The organism is Streptomyces djakartensis (assembly GCF_014651075.1).
GTDB lineage: Bacteria > Actinomycetota > Actinomycetes > Streptomycetales > Streptomycetaceae > Streptomyces > Streptomyces djakartensis.
Genome location: NZ_BMWE01000002.1, coordinates 490856 through 504378, shown reverse-complemented (window position 1 = coordinate 504378; position 13523 = coordinate 490856). Strand labels below are relative to the sequence as shown.

Annotated in this window: 14 protein-coding genes and 2 pseudogenes; 13 read left to right on the top strand and 3 right to left on the bottom strand. The window is 71.7% G+C overall.

Features of this window, described 5'->3' with window-relative positions; genetic code table 11:
* The first annotated feature begins 133 nt into the window (after window positions 1-133).
* The 6 genes from IE212_RS35585 (at window position 134) to IE212_RS05720 (ending at window position 5442) form a co-directional block, all read left to right on the top strand.
* A complete protein-coding gene (locus IE212_RS35585; protein ID WP_373301344.1) occupies window positions 134-247 on the top strand; it encodes a putative leader peptide in 114 nt (37 codons plus the stop codon).
* Window positions 248-327: 80 nt separating this feature from the next.
* Complete coding sequence (locus IE212_RS05740) at window positions 328-1530, top strand: LLM class flavin-dependent oxidoreductase (protein WP_190196583.1); 1203 nt, start codon at window positions 328-330, stop codon at window positions 1528-1530.
* Between the two features lie 21 nt (window positions 1531-1551).
* Window positions 1552-2961, top strand: coding sequence for an NtaA/DmoA family FMN-dependent monooxygenase (locus IE212_RS05735; protein WP_229864071.1), 1410 nt, complete (start codon window positions 1552-1554; stop codon window positions 2959-2961).
* Window positions 2958-4043 carry an LLM class flavin-dependent oxidoreductase gene (locus IE212_RS05730; protein WP_190196582.1) on the top strand — a complete coding sequence of 362 codons (1086 nt, stop codon included), beginning with the start codon at window positions 2958-2960 and terminating at the stop codon, window positions 4041-4043. Before IE212_RS05735 ends, IE212_RS05730 begins: the two co-directional genes overlap by 4 nt.
* Entirely contained in the window at window positions 4036-5163 is a 1128-nt protein-coding gene (locus IE212_RS05725) for an LLM class flavin-dependent oxidoreductase (RefSeq protein WP_190196581.1), read from the top strand. The genes IE212_RS05730 and IE212_RS05725 overlap by 8 nt, the downstream gene beginning before the upstream one ends.
* An 84-nt stretch (window positions 5164-5247) precedes the next feature.
* Entirely contained in the window at window positions 5248-5442 is a 195-nt protein-coding gene (locus IE212_RS05720) for a hypothetical protein (RefSeq protein WP_190196580.1), read from the top strand.
* 10 nt (window positions 5443-5452) lie between these two features.
* Here IE212_RS05720 and IE212_RS05715 read toward each other — a convergent pair whose 3' ends face one another.
* Window positions 5453-5662: a hypothetical protein gene (locus IE212_RS05715; protein ID WP_373301343.1), complete on the bottom strand. Its 210-nt coding sequence runs from the start codon at window positions 5660-5662 to the stop codon at window positions 5453-5455.
* Window positions 5663-5800: 138 nt separating this feature from the next.
* On the opposite strand from IE212_RS05715, the gene IE212_RS35580 reads away from it, so the two are divergent.
* From IE212_RS35580 to IE212_RS05690, 6 genes are all read left to right on the top strand, one after another.
* The gene (locus IE212_RS35580; RefSeq protein ID WP_358556123.1) at window positions 5801-5881 is read left to right on the top strand and encodes a putative leader peptide; all 81 of its coding nucleotides are present in this window, start codon (window positions 5801-5803) and stop codon (window positions 5879-5881) included.
* Between the two features lie 191 nt (window positions 5882-6072).
* Window positions 6073-7200, top strand: coding sequence for a dimethylsulfone monooxygenase SfnG (sfnG, locus tag IE212_RS05710; protein ID WP_190196579.1), 1128 nt, complete (start codon window positions 6073-6075; stop codon window positions 7198-7200).
* Between the two features lie 38 nt (window positions 7201-7238).
* On the top strand, window positions 7239-8456 hold the full coding sequence (locus IE212_RS05705) for an acyl-CoA dehydrogenase family protein (RefSeq protein WP_190196578.1): 1218 nt from the start codon (window positions 7239-7241) through the stop codon (window positions 8454-8456).
* A gap of 11 nt (window positions 8457-8467) precedes the next feature.
* A complete protein-coding gene (gene ssuE, locus IE212_RS05700; RefSeq protein WP_190196577.1) occupies window positions 8468-9025 on the top strand; it encodes an NADPH-dependent FMN reductase in 558 nt (185 codons plus the stop codon).
* Window positions 9022-10218 (top strand): SfnB family sulfur acquisition oxidoreductase, encoded by a 1197-nt coding sequence (locus IE212_RS05695; RefSeq protein ID WP_190196576.1) that lies wholly within the window; start codon window positions 9022-9024, stop codon window positions 10216-10218. The genes ssuE and IE212_RS05695 overlap by 4 nt, the downstream gene beginning before the upstream one ends.
* Before the next feature lie 28 nt (window positions 10219-10246).
* Complete coding sequence (locus IE212_RS05690) at window positions 10247-11419, top strand: LLM class flavin-dependent oxidoreductase (RefSeq protein ID WP_190196575.1); 1173 nt, start codon at window positions 10247-10249, stop codon at window positions 11417-11419.
* A gap of 70 nt (window positions 11420-11489) precedes the next feature.
* On the opposite strand, the pseudogene IE212_RS34805 reads toward IE212_RS05690, so the two are convergent.
* Both IE212_RS34805 and IE212_RS05685 read right to left on the bottom strand, forming a co-directional pair.
* Window positions 11490-11662, bottom strand: a pseudogene (locus tag IE212_RS34805) (NADPH-dependent FMN reductase); the annotation flags it as partial.
* A gap of 81 nt (window positions 11663-11743) precedes the next feature.
* Window positions 11744-12232: pseudogene (locus IE212_RS05685) on the bottom strand (FAD-linked oxidase C-terminal domain-containing protein); the annotation flags it as partial.
* A 332-nt stretch (window positions 12233-12564) separates the two neighbouring features.
* On the opposite strand from IE212_RS05685, the gene IE212_RS05680 reads away from it, so the two are divergent.
* The gene (locus tag IE212_RS05680; protein WP_190196574.1) at window positions 12565-13440 is read left to right on the top strand and encodes a glutathione S-transferase C-terminal domain-containing protein; all 876 of its coding nucleotides are present in this window, start codon (window positions 12565-12567) and stop codon (window positions 13438-13440) included.
* The last annotated feature ends 83 nt before the right edge of the window (window positions 13441-13523 follow it).

Sequence of the window (13523 nt, the reverse complement as noted above, 5' to 3'; positions counted from 1 at the left end):
ACTCGGCGTCGTAGCGGCCGGCCGTCGCGAGCACCCGGGCTCGGGAGGACCCACCGCCTCGCTGTCGAGCCTGCTCACGTCCACGCTCGGTGCGAGGCGGCACCTCTCGGCGCTCGGGCGGACGAATCCACGCATGACCCCAGAGACGGAGGTGGTGGACGTGACGCACATCTTCCACGCCGTCCACCTCCACTCCCGGCCCCACATGGACCTCCAGCGCGTGGCCGGCGCGCTCTGTTGTTCCTGACCCGTTCCTTCACCGCCGTTGCCTCCTCCTGTGGGAAGGGGCGGCGTTCTCGTCACGGACTTCCAGGAAGGCACCCACTCGTGTCCTCGACACCTCCTTCTTCCCTGCACCTTGCCGTCGCCCTGGACGGCACCGGCTGGCACCCGTCCTCCTGGCGCGAGCCGGTGGCCCGCCCGCGCGACCTGTTCACTGCCGGATACTGGGCCGATCTGGTCACCGAGGCCGAACGCGGTCTGCTGGACTTCGTGACCATCGAGGACGGCCTCGGCCCGCAGTCCTCCCACTTCCTGGACCCGGACGAGCGCACCGACCAGGTCCGCGGCCGCCTCGACGCCGTCCTCATCGCCTCCCGCGTCGCACCGCTGACCCGGCACATGGGCCTGGTGCCGACGGTGGTCTCCACGCACACGGAGCCGTTCCACATCTCCAAGGCGATCGCCACCCTCGACTACGTCAGCGCCGGCCGTGCCGGCCTGCGCGTGCAGATCACCGCCCGCCCGAACGAGGCCGCGCACTTCGGCCGCCGCACCATCCCGCGCATCGAGGCCTACGACAGCCCGGCCGCCCAGGAGGTGGTGACCGACCTGCTCGACGAGGCCGCCGACTACGTGGAGGTGGTGCGCCGCCTGTGGGACAGCTGGGAGGACGACGCCGAGATCCGGGACGCCGCCACCGGCCGCTTCATCGACCGCGACAAGCTGCACTACATCGACTTCGAGGGCAGGCACTTCAGCGTCAGAGGCCCCAGCATCACGCCCCGCCCGCCGCAGGGCCAGCCGATCGTCAGCGCCCTCGCCCACGACACCATCCCGTACCGGCTGGTGGCCCGCGCCGCCGACATCGGGTACGTCACCCCGCACGACGCCGACGAGGCCCGCGCGATCGTCGCCCGGATCCGCGCCGAGCAGAACGCCGTGGGGCGAGCCACCGAACCCCTCCATGTCTTCGGCGACCTGGTCGTCTTCCTCGACGACGACCCGGCCGCCGCGACCGCCCGCCGGGAAAGGCTCGACGCGCTCGCGGGACAGCCGTACACGAGTGATGCCCGCATCTTCACCGGCACGCCCGGCGAACTCGCCGATCTGCTCCAGGAGTTGCACGGCGCCGGGCTGACCGGTTTCCGGCTGCGTCCCGCCGTCGCCGGCCACGACCTCCCGGCGATCACCCGGGGGCTGGTCCCCGAACTGCAGCGCCGGGGCGCCTTCCGCCGCGCCTACGAGGCAGACACCCTGCGCGGCCTGCTGGGCCTGGCCCGCCCCACCAACCGCTACGCCGCTGCCTGAGCCGGAAGGATCCCCCACCCGATGACCAAGCCGCTGAAGCAGATCCATCTGGCCGCCCACTTCCCGGGCGTCAACAACACCACCGTGTGGAGCGACCCGAAGGCCGGCAGCCACATCGAGTTCAGCTCCTTCGTCCACTTCGCGCAGACCGCCGAACGCGCCAAGTTCGACTTCCTGTTCCTCGCCGAGGGACTCCGGCTGCGCGAACAGGGCGGAAAGATCTACGACCTCGACGTCGTCGGCCGCCCCGACACCTTCACCGTGCTCGCCGCACTTGCCGCCGTCACCGAGCACCTCGGACTGACCGGCACCATCAACTCCACCTTCAACGAGCCCTACGAGGTCGCGCGCCAGTTCGCCAGCCTCGACCACCTCTCCGGCGGACGCTCCGCCTGGAACGTCGTCACCTCCTGGGACGCCTTCACCGGCGAGAACTTCCGCCGCGGCGGCTTCCTGCCGCAGGAGGAGCGCTACTCCCGCGCCAAGGAGTTCCTGGCCACGGCGAACGAGCTCTTCGACTCCTGGCACGGCGACGAGATCCTCGCCGACCAGGAGACCGGCACCTTCCTGCGGGACGCCAAGGCCGGCGCCTTCGTCCACACCGGACAGCACTTCGACATCCACGGGCAGTTCAACGTGCCGCGCTCCCCGCAGGGCCGCCCGGTGATCTTCCAGGCCGGCGACTCCGAGGAGGGCCGCGAGTTCGCCGCCTCCGAAGCCGACGCGATCTTCAGCCGGCACGCCACCCTCGAAGCGGGCCAGGCCTTCTACACCGACGTCAAGAAGCGCCTCGCCAGGTACGGCCGCCACCACGACCAGTTGCTGATCCTGCCCGCCGCCACCTTCACCCTCGCCGACACCGACGCCGAGGCGCAGGAGCTGGCCAAGCTGGTGCGCCGCCAGCAGGTCAGCGGCGCCACCGCCCTCAAGCATCTGGAGTTCGTCTGGAACCGGGACCTGTCCTCCTACGACCCGGACGGGCCGCTCCCCGACATCGACCCCGACGTCAGCGACCGGCACATCTCCCAGGGCCGCGCCCAGGTCCGCATGTACCGCGACCCGCTGGCCACCGCCCGCGAGTGGCGCGAGCTCGCCGCCGCCAACAACTGGTCGATCCGCGACCTGGTCATCGAGAAGGGCAACCGGCAGAACTTCATCGGTTCGGCGGACACGATCGCCCGCACCATCAACGAGTTCGTGCAGGCCGACGCCAGTGACGGCTTCATCCTCGTCCCGCACATCACCCCGACCGGCCTCGACGAGTTCGCCGACAAGGTCGTCCCGCTCCTGCAGGAACAAGGCGTGTTCCGCACGGAGTACGAGGGCCCGACCCTGCGCGACCACCTCGGCCTGGCCCTCCCCCACTCTCGGCTTCGCTCGAGCGGGGGGACCCTCATCGACGACGTTCGTGAGGAACGGGCAGCGTCGTGAAGTTCCTCGCCATCACCCTGATCGTGCACCGGCCGGATCCGATCACCGGCGGGCACAAGACGACCCAGGACCGCTTCCGTGAGGTTCTCGCGGGCGCCCTGCTCGCCGAGGAACTCGGCTTCGACGGCTTCGGAGTGGGGGAGCGGCACGAGCGGCCGTTCATCTCCTCCTCGCCGGCCGTCGTCCTCAGCCACATCGCGGCACTGACCCGGCGCATCCGGCTGTTCACCGCCGTGACCACGCTCAGCCTCCTGGACCCGGTGCGCGCCTACGAGGACTACGCCACCCTCGACCATCTCTCCGGCGGACGCCTGGAGCTGATCATCGGCAAGGGCAACGGCGCCGCCCAGCGCGAGCTGTTCCATGTCACTCCCGAGGACCAGTGGGACCGCAACGCCGAGAGCTATGAGGTGTTCCGGCAGATCTGGCGGCAGGACAAGGTGACCGCGGCGACCCGCTTCCGCCCTCCGCTGACGGACGCCGAGGTTTGGCCGCGGCCCTACCAGCAGCCCATCCGGGTCTGGCACGGCAGCGCCACCAGCAAGGAGTCGGTGGATCTGGCCGCCCGCTACGGCGACCCGCTGTTCTCGGCGAACGTCACCAACCCCATCGAGCCGTACGCCGAGTTGATCAGGTACTACCGCGAGCGCTGGGAGTTCCACGGCCACGACCCGGCGAAGATCGCGGTCGGTGCCGGCACGGCCGGGCTCCTCGTGACCCGCACCTCCCAGGAAGCGATCGAGGTGTACCGGCCGATCTTCGAGTCGACGCTGGCGTTCCAGAAGCAGTTCGGCCTGCCGGTGGTCTTCGAGACCGTGGAGGACTTCGTCGAGCGCAGCTCCGCCCTGATCGGCAGCCCGCAGCAGATCATCGACAAGGTGCACCGCTACCACGAGCAGTTCGGGCACACGGTGCTCCATCTGCACGCGGACGCGAACGGGTTGACGGACGCCCAGCACCGCGGCTCGCTCCAGCTTTTCCAGTCCGATGTCGCCCCGGTACTGCGCCGTGACATCCCGGACCCGCCCTTCGTCTGGGGACCGGTCCTGCCCGTCACCGAGGAGGAGCCCGCCCATGCCTGACATCCCCCTCGGCGTCCTCGACCTGGTGCCGATACCGTCCGGCTCGACGGCCGCCGACGCCCTGCGCAACTCCATCGACCTGGCACAGCAGACCGAGCGCTTCGGGTACGCCCGGTACTGGTTCGCCGAGCACCACCTCAACCCGGGCGTCGCGGGCACGTCCCCCGCGGTCGTCCTCGCGCTGACCGCCTCCGCCACCTCCACGATCCGGCTCGGCTCCGGCGCCGTACAGCTCGGCCACCGCACCGCGCTCAGCACGGTCGAGGAGTTCGGCCTGATCGACGCCCTGCATCCCGGACGCTTCGACCTCGGCCTGGGCCGCTCGGGCGGCCGTCCGCCGGGACGATCGACCGCAGCCCCTGCGACCGCCACCCCCGTCGTGGACGGCCGGGCCCCGAACGGCCTGCTCATCCCGCCCCGCTTCTCCTTCGAACGCCTCCTCGGCTCACCCCGCATCGCCTTGCAGCGCAAGCTGCTCCTGCTGCCCGGTGCCGAGTCGCAGGACTACGCCGAGCAGATCGACGACATCCTCGCCCTGCTGGCCGGCACCTACCGGTCCCCGGAGGGCGTCGAGGCGCACGCCGTGCCGGGCGAGGGCGCCGACGTCGAGGTGTGGATCCTGGGCAGCAGCGGCGGCCAGAGCGCCGAGGTCGCGGGCGCGCGAGGGCTGCGGTTCGCCGCGAACTACCACGTCAGCCCCGCCACCGTGCTGGAGGCCGTGGACGGCTACCGGGCCTTCTTCCAGCCCTCCGACGTCCTCGACAAGCCGTACGTCAGTGTCTCGGCCGACGTGGTCGTGGCGGAGGACGAGCAGACGGCCCGCGAGCTCGCCACCGGTTACGCGGCCTGGGTCCGCAGCATCCGCACCGCCGAGGGCGCCATCGAGTACCCGACGCCGGATCAGGCCCGGGCCTTCGAGTGGAGTGAGGAGGACCGGGAGCTGGTGCGGGACCGCGTGGACACACAGTTCGTCGGCTCACCGGGACAGGTGGCCGACCGCCTGCTGCAGCTCCAAGAGGCCACCGGGGCCGACGAGTTGCTCATCACGACGATCACCCATGACCACGCCGACCGGGTGAGGTCGTACGAACTGCTCGCGCAGGAGTGGAGCCGGAGGTGAGCGGGCGGAGCCCCGGCACGCGGGAGACCCCGGCGCTGACCGGACTGGCCAGCGTGTGGGCGACCCTCCGGCTGCGGGAGCGGGATGCGCACGTGCCGACCGGACATGCCGTACCTCGCCCTGACCGCGACCTTCGCGCGGCGCCGCTCGCTGCGGCGTGAAGTGCGCAGCACTCCCGCCGTCCTGGTGCCGGGACGGCCGGTGGAGTCGCAGCAGGTGGACCGCGAGCCAGTAGGTCCAGCAGCTGACGGTGGTGCGGCACCTGGTGACCGGCTCTGATTGCGCCGCTTCACGAAGGGGCGTCGCAGCCGCGGGCGTTGCGCACGAACAGGCGGTGCAGATCGCGGGCGGCCCGGGGAACCCGGCCGGAAGGGCGGCTCTGCAGGACCAGCAGCACGTCGGTCGCGTCGTGCGCGAGCGGCCGTACCGTGATCGCGGCCCGCCGCAGCGAACCCGACCGGGTGACGGCCGCGAGGTATTCGAGCTGCTCTATACGCACGACAGCGAGACTGCCCACCGTCGCCGACCGGGTTCAAGGGAATCCCTGTCACAACCTCGTGAATTCCTGCTCTCAGCATGTGGAATCAGCTCCGGGCATTCTTGACCGGCCGGACTCCCCGCTGCTTTGATCGATGACATGAAGCGACAGGACCTCACGCGGCGACGCCACGTCGACCTTGCGCGTGTCTCCAGCTCCTGCTGTCGCTGTCGGGGCTGAGCGCATCCGAGGGAAACCCTCGCACTCGCGCTGATTCTTTCTTCGTGAATTTCACTGCAAGCCGTTGCCCACGGTGATTTCGGCTTTTCCCGGGAACGTCGTCCCCGCACGTCCGGATCCCGGTCACTGAACACGTTTCCCTGTCACGCACACGCCCTTTTCGAGTGCGTACTCACGCCAGGAGTTCCCCCATGCCCGCAACCCCCGGACCCGACCCCGCCCGCTTCGCCTACTGGGTGCCGAACGTCAGTGGCGGCCTCGTCACCAGCACCATCGAGCAGCGCACCGACTGGGGCTACGAGTACAACCGCGAACTGGCGGTCCTCGCCGAGAACAACGGCTTCGACTACGCCCTCAGCCAGGTCCGCTACATGGCCAGCTACGGCGCCGAGTACCAGCACGAGTCGACCAGCTTCAGCCTCGCCCTGCTGCTCGCCACCGAGCGGCTGAAGGTCATCGCCGCCGTCCACCCCGGCCTGTGGCACCCGGGCGTCCTCGCCAAGCTCGGCGCCACCGCCGACCACCTGTCGGGCGGCCGCTTCGCCGTCAACGTCGTCAGCGGCTGGTTCAAGGGCGAGTTCACCGCCCTCGGCGAGCCCTGGCTGGAGCACGACGAACGCTACCGGCGCGCGGAGGAGTTCATCACCGCCCTGCGGACGATCTGGACCGAGGACCACGCCGAACTCGCCGGTGACTTCTACCGGGTCCGCGACTTCTCCCTCAAGCCCAAGCCGCTGAACACCCCCGAGCGTCCGCACCCGGAGATCTTCCAGGGCGGCAACTCCACCGCCGCCCGCGCCATGGCGGGCCGCGTCTCCGACTGGTACTTCAGCAACGGCAAGGACTTCGACGGCGTCACCGAGCAGATCGCCGACGTCCGCGCCTCCGCCGCCCAAGCGGGCCGTACGCCACCGAAGTTCGGCCTCAACGGCTTCCTCATCGCCCGCGACACGGAGGCCGAGGCGCGCGAGACGCTCCGCGAGATCGTCGCCAAGGCCGACACGCCGGCCGTTCACGGCTTCCGGGACGCCGTCCAGCAGGCCGGGCAGTCCACCGCCGACGGCAAGGGCATGTGGCAGGACTCCAGCTTCGAGGATCTCGTCCAGTACAACGACGGCTTCCGTACCGGACTCATCGGCACTCCCGAGCAGATCGCGGAGCGGATCGTCGCCTACAAGCGGCTCGGCGTCGACCTCTTCCTCCTCGGCTTCCTGCACTACCTGGAGGAGGTCGAGTACTTCGGCAAGCGGGTGCTGCCCCTCGTACGCGAACTGGAGGCACGACAGCCCGACTCCGAGCCCGTCGCCGTCCGCGCCTGACCACCCGCGACCCGCACCCACAGCGAAAGGGGTTCCCCATGAGCACCGCCGCACCGGCCGACTGGAAGACCGCCCCCGCCCCGACCGACGCCGCCGGCTGGATCGCCCGCGCCGCCGAGGTCGCCGCCGTCCTCGCCTCCGACGCCGCCGCCCGGGACAAGGCCGCCGCCACCCCGTACGCCGAGGTCCGGCTGCTGAAGGAGTCCGGGCTGGTCACCCTCCTCGGCCCCGTCGAGCACGGCGGCGCGGGCCAGGACTGGCCCACCGCCTACCGCGTCGTCCGCGAGGTCGCCAAGGCGGACGGCTCCATCGGCCAGCTGCTCGGCTACCACTACCTGTGGAACTGGGCCGCCCGGCTGGTCGGCACCCGCGAACAGTGGGAGCACGTCGAGGCCGAGGCCGCCCGCAACCAGTGGTTCTTCGGCGGCGCGGTCAACCCGCGCGACCAGGACGTGGTGGTGAAGGACGAGGGCGACACGCTCACCTTCACCGGCCGCAAGTCCTTCTCCACCGGCAGCAGGGTCTCCGACGTCACCGTGCTGGAAGGCGTCCTGGCCGGCACCGACGACCACGTCTTCGCCATCGTCCCGTCCGACAGCGAGGGCCTGACCTTCCACGACGACTGGGACAACATCGGCCAGCGCCTCACCGAGAGCGGCGGCGTCACCCTCGACGCCGTGCGCGTCCCCTGGTCGGCCGCGGCGGGCTATGTCGGCAAGCGGTTCCGGCCGCGCGTCTACAACACCCTCAACGTGCCCACCATCCAGCTCGTCTTCGTCAACTTCTACCTCGGCATCGCCGCCGGCGCACTGGAGACCGCCGCCACCTACACCCGGACCAAGTCACGGCCCTGGCTGCACGGCGGCCACGAACACGCCGTCGACGAGCCGTACGTCATCGACATCTACGGTGACCTCACCGCCAAGCTGTGGGCCGTCGAGGCCCTGGCCGACGCCGTGGCCGCCGAGGGGCAGAAGCTGCACGACGACCCGGACGCGGTCACCGAACAGGCCCGGGGAGAGTTCGAGGTCCGGGTGGCCGCGGTGAAGGCCCGCGCCACCGACGTGGCCCTGGAGATCACCAACCGCATCTTCGAGGTGACCGGCGCGCGTGCCACCGCCTCCGCGGAGGGCCTCGACCGCTTCTGGCGCAACGTCCGCACCCACACCCTCCACGACCCGGTCGCCTACAAGCGCCGCGAGATCGGCCGCCACGTGCTCACCGGCGAACTGCCGCAGCCCACCTGGTACTCCTGAAAGGTCCCCTCATGGCCACCATCCTCTCCATCTCCGGCAGTCCGTCCGCCACCTCCCGCACCGCCCGGCTGCTGCGCCACCTGGACGACCGGCTCACCGCGCAGGGGCACGAGGTGGTCCCGTTCGACGTCCGGACCCTGCCCGCCGAGGCCCTGCTCGGGGCGGACTTCCGGCACCCGGAGATCATCAGGGCCACCGCGCTGGTCGAGCAGGCCGACGGAGTCGTGGTCGGCACCCCCGTGTACAAGGCCGCCTACTCCGGGCTGCTGAAGTCCCTGCTGGACCTGCTCCCGCAGTACGCGCTGGCCGGCAAGACGGTCCTGCCGCTGGCCACCGGTGGCTCCATCGCCCACGTCCTGGCCATCGACTACGCCCTGCGCCCCGTGCTGAGTTCCATGGGCGCCACGCACATCGTCCCGGGCTGGTTCACCCTCGACAAGGACCTCACCGTGGGCGACGACGGCTCGCTGGTCGTCGCGCCCGGCTCGGCCGAGGCACTGGCCCAGGTCACGGACCAGTTCTCGCTCGCGCTGGGTGGCCGTACGGCACTGCTGGCGGCCACCGGATGAGCGCCCCGGTCGTGATCGGCGGCGACGGCGAGGCCCTCGCCGTCGCCGCCGAGCTGGCCGCGGACTTCCGCAAGGACGCCGCGGAGCGGGACGCGGTCCGCCGGTTGCCGCACGCGGAGCTGCAGCGGCTGTCCGCCTCCGGGCTGCTCGGGGTGACGGTGCCGGCCGAGTTCGGCGGCGCGGACGTCCGTGCGGAGACGCTCGCCGAGATCTTCCGGCAGCTGGCCGCCGCCGACGCCAGTCTCGCCCAGATCCCGCAGAGCCACTTCGTCTACGTCAACGTGCTGCGCCGGCAGGGGACGCACGAGCAGCAGAAGTTCTTCTTCGGTGAGGTGCTGCGGGGCAAGCGGTTCGGCAACGCCCAGTCCGAGGCGGGCACCAAGCACGTGCAGGACATCCGCACCAGGCTCGCGCGGCGCCCGGACGGGTCGTACGTCCTCGACGGCGTGAAGCACTACTCCACGGGCGCGCTGTTCGCCCACTGGATCCCCGTCCTCGCCCGCGCCGACGACGACACCCTGCACGTGGCGTACGTACCGCACGACGCGCCCGGCCTCACGGTCGTCGACGACTGGGACGGCATGGGACAGCGCACCACCGCCAGCGGAACCGTCCGCCTGGCGTCGGTGCCCGTCCCCGCCGACCGGGTCGTGCCCCACCACCTCACCTTCCAGGGACCTCAACTCCACGGCGCGGTGGCTCAGTTGCTGCACGCCGCCATCGACGCCGGGATCGCCTCGGGGGCGCTGGGGGAGGCGGTGGAGTTCGTCCGCACCAAGAGCCGCCCCTGGTTCGAGAGCCTCGACGAGGGACACCCGACCGCGGCCGGGGACCCGCTGCTGATCCAGCGGTTCGGCGAACTGGCGATCCGGGTACGGGCCGCCGACGCGCTGCTCGCCGCGGCCGCGAGGTCCGTGGACGCCGCCCGTGCCGCCCTGACCGACGACTCGGCCGCCGAGGCCTCGATCGCGGTGGCCGCGGCCAAGGTGACGGCCGCGGAAACGGCAGTGGAGATCGGCAGCGCCCTCTTCGAGGTCGCCGGCACCCGCGCCGCCCTCGACTCCCTGGGCCTGCACCGCCACTGGCGTGACGCCCGCACGCACACCCTGCACGACCCGGTGCGCTGGAAGGTCCAGCACATCGGCCGCTACGTCCTGAACGGCACCCGGCCGCCCCGGCACGGACTGCTGTAGACAGACGCACCTGAACGGAGACCCCCACGTGTCCCTCACCTTCCACTGGTTCCTGCCCACCAACGGCGACAGCCGCCACGTCGTCGGCGGCGGCCACGGCACCCCGGCCTCCGATTCCGGCCGTGACCGGCCGCCCTCCGTCGCCTACCTGAGCCAGATCGCCGGCGCCGCCGAAGACCTCGGTTTTGTCGGCGCCCTCACCCCCACCGGCGCCTGGTGCGAGGACGCGTGGCTCACCACCGCGATGGTCAGCCAGAACACCGAGCGGCTGAAATTCCTGGTCGCCTTCCGGCCCGGCTTCGTCTCACCCACGCTCGCCGCCCAGATGGCCTCCACCTTCCAGCGGCAGACCGGCGGACGGCTGCTGCTCAACGTCGTCACGGGCGGGGAGAGCCACGAGCAGCGCGCCTACGGCGACTTCCTCGACAAGGACGACCGGTACCGCCGCACCGGCGAATTCCTCCAGATCGTCCGGGGGCTGTGGGAGGGCAAGACCGTCGATCTGGTCGGCGAGCACCTCCAGGTCGAGGACGCCACGCCGGCCCGGGTGCCCGACCCGGTCCCGGAGGTGTACTTCGGCGGCTCCTCACCGATCGCCGGCGAGATCGCCGCCCGCCACGCGGACGTATATCTCACCTGGGGCGAACCGCCCGCCGCGGTCGCGGAGAAGATCGCCTGGATCCGGAGGCTGGCTGCCGAGCAGGGACGCACCGTCCGGTTCGGCATCCGGCTGCACGTCATCACGCGCGACACCTCCGAACAGGCCTGGGCGGAGGCGAACCGGCTCGTGGACGGCTTCGATCCCGAGGCCGTCAAGGCAGTCCAGGCGGGCCTGGCCCGCAGTGAGTCCGAGGGGCAGCGGCGCATGCTCGCCCTGCACGGCGGCAGCCGGGATGCCCTGGAGATCCACCCGAACCTGTGGGCCGGCATCGGGCTGGTCCGGGGCGGCGCGGGCACGGCGCTGGTCGGCAGCCACGAGGAGGTCGCCGAGCGGATCAAGGAGTACGCGGCCCTGGGCATGGAGGAGTTCGTCCTCTCCGGCTACCCGCACCTGGAGGAGGCGTACTGGTTCGGCGAGGGCGTCCTGCCCAAGCTCGCGGCACAGGGGGTGTGGACCCACCCTTCCCGCACGGCGGTGGACGCACCGCCCGCCGCCCAGGTCCCCTTCGCCGGCGCCGGGAGCCCACGACGCCCCGCGTGATCGCTGACGACTCCGAGACGGTGACCGATCCCTGGGACGTCACCGGCACAGCGGTGCCGTCACAGTGCCCGATCGCCGGGTGACCGAAGCCGGCGTGCGACAGGGCCTCGGCGGAAGCGTGCGGACGTCCAGCGGGATCACCTCGTGTTCTTGTGCGGTGAGCCGGGCGTCGAGATCGCGCAGGAGTCGGGCAGTGCGGGAGGTGGGGGAAGGGCTTCCGGAAACGGAGAGAACGGTCGCCATGCGGGATCTCCTCCAGAGGGCTTTGCCCGGGTTGAGGATGTGGTGCGGGTCGAAGGCCGCCTTGATGCGCTGTTGCAGCGCATGCCGCTGCGGACCGAGTTCGTCCGCGAGCCACCGCCGCTTGAGGGTGCCCACGCCGTGCTCCCCGGTGAGGGAGCCGCCCAGGCGCAGGGCGGTGGTGAAGATGTCTCCCGCCGCCTGCCGGGCCGCGTCCGGGATGCCATCTCGTGGCGCTCGGCGATGGCCGTGATCTCCCCTACTGCAGCGGCCAGTCGGGTCCTGGGCACCGCGATGTCCCCGATCGGCACCCGGCCCAGCCGCTCCAGGGCGCGCGAGCCTGCGGGCCGTGAGCGGCCGGTCCGCCTCCGCCGGGTCCGCGGTGGCCTCGACCGATGTCGCGCGCCCGCGCAGCAGCCCCACCGCCAGTTCCGCCTCGGCCGCCGCGGACCGCCCGTCGCACCGCGGAGGCAGCAGCGCACCGCCGCGGGATCGCAGGTCCGTGCCCTGCGCGTCGTCGACGGCGCCGGGCACCGGCCCGTCCAGCGGTTCTGGGACGTCCCGGTGCGGCATGACCGGCCCTCTTGACGCGGCTTGGACGCGGCCCGACACTCGACTACAGGAATCCTAGCGAATTGGTGGGGAATCATGGGCCGTGCTGCGCTGGAAGCCGGCAGTGACGTCGTCCGTACCGCCGTCCGCCCGCTGCCCCTGCTGACGTCCCGCCGCCACATCGACCTCGTGCGTGTGTGCAGTGCGGCAAGTTCTCGTCGCCCCGGCGGCCCGGCCCCCGTACACGCCTGACCCTCCCGTGCAAGTACCGCCGCCCCGGCCGTGCCGAAGCCGCCGCGTGCCGTCGCCTCCGTATGCCCGTATGCCTGTGACCGAGCACCCCAGGGAGACGCATGCCCGCCACATCCCCGACCGCCGTGCCGTCCTTCCGGAGCAGGATCGGCTGTGACGCGCGCAGCGGCTACTACGCCGCGCCGCACCGCTACCGGCTCCACCTCTCGCTGTCCTGCCCGCACTGTCTGAAGATCGCCGTCGCACACAGCTTGCTCGGCCTGGACGACACCCTCGCGGTGACACTGCTGCCCGCCGTGCCCGACGCCCCCGGCGGCGGACACCGGGCCCTGCGCCCGCTGTACGAGGCCAGCTCGCACCAGCACTCCGGTCCGGCCGTGGCGCCGGTCCTCAGCGACGACTGGACCGGACGGATCGTCAGCACGCACACCCCCGACATCCTGCGCGACCTGGCCCGGCAGTTCGCCGGTCACGGTCCCGATCTCCACCCGTGCGGTGCCGACGAGGCGATCGCGGCCGTAGGCCGGCTCTGCGACCAGGGCATCACCTGGGCCGCCCAGCGCGCCGGGCAGCCCGGCGGCGACCCGGCGGCACGCGACACCGCGCTGGCCACCCTGCTGCGCGCGCTGGACGTGCTGGAGTGGCGGCTCGCCTCCCGGGAGCACCTGCTGGGCGGCGACATCACCCTCGCGGACGTGCAGTTGTGGGTGACGCTGGTGCAGCTGGACACCGTGCACCGCCACCACCTGGATGCCGCAGCGGTGCACCGGATCACCGACCATCCCCGTCTGTGGGCGTACGCACGACGGCTGGCGGCGCACCCCGCCTTCGGCTCCCACCTCGACCTGGACGGCATCGCCCGCAGACACCACGCCCACTGCCGGGGACAGGAGGCAGCCGGCGCGGCGGTGCAGATCGTGGACTGGGCGGCGTACGCGCGACAGGAGGCACCGGAGCCGGTGCGGCAGCCCGGCTGACCGGCAAACGGGCGGACGCCCGGCCTCCGGCTGGTCCTCCACCTGCCAGGACAGCGGGTGCGAGCCCGCGACGCCCACACCCT

Bases quoted from the DNA above. Each gene is read 5' to 3' on its own strand.
- sfnG (WP_190196579.1), top strand. From the start codon at position 6,073: ATGCCCGCAACCCCCGGACCCGACCCCGCCCGCTTCGCCTACTGGGTG.
- ssuE (WP_190196577.1), top strand. From the start codon at position 8,468: ATGGCCACCATCCTCTCCATCTCCGGCAGTCCGTCCGCCACCTCCCGC.
- IE212_RS35580 (WP_358556123.1), top strand. From the start codon at position 5,801: ATGAAGCGACAGGACCTCACGCGGCGACGCCACGTCGACCTTGCGCGT.
- IE212_RS05725 (WP_190196581.1), top strand. From the start codon at position 4,036: ATGCCTGACATCCCCCTCGGCGTCCTCGACCTGGTGCCGATACCGTCC.
- IE212_RS35585 (WP_373301344.1), top strand. From the start codon at position 134: ATGACCCCAGAGACGGAGGTGGTGGACGTGACGCACATCTTCCACGCC.
- IE212_RS05720 (WP_190196580.1), top strand. From the start codon at position 5,248: ATGCGCACGTGCCGACCGGACATGCCGTACCTCGCCCTGACCGCGACC.
- IE212_RS05680 (WP_190196574.1), top strand. From the start codon at position 12,565: ATGCCCGCCACATCCCCGACCGCCGTGCCGTCCTTCCGGAGCAGGATC.
- IE212_RS05695 (WP_190196576.1), top strand. From the start codon at position 9,022: ATGAGCGCCCCGGTCGTGATCGGCGGCGACGGCGAGGCCCTCGCCGTC.
- IE212_RS05735 (WP_229864071.1), top strand. From the start codon at position 1,552: ATGACCAAGCCGCTGAAGCAGATCCATCTGGCCGCCCACTTCCCGGGC.
- IE212_RS05705 (WP_190196578.1), top strand. From the start codon at position 7,239: ATGAGCACCGCCGCACCGGCCGACTGGAAGACCGCCCCCGCCCCGACC.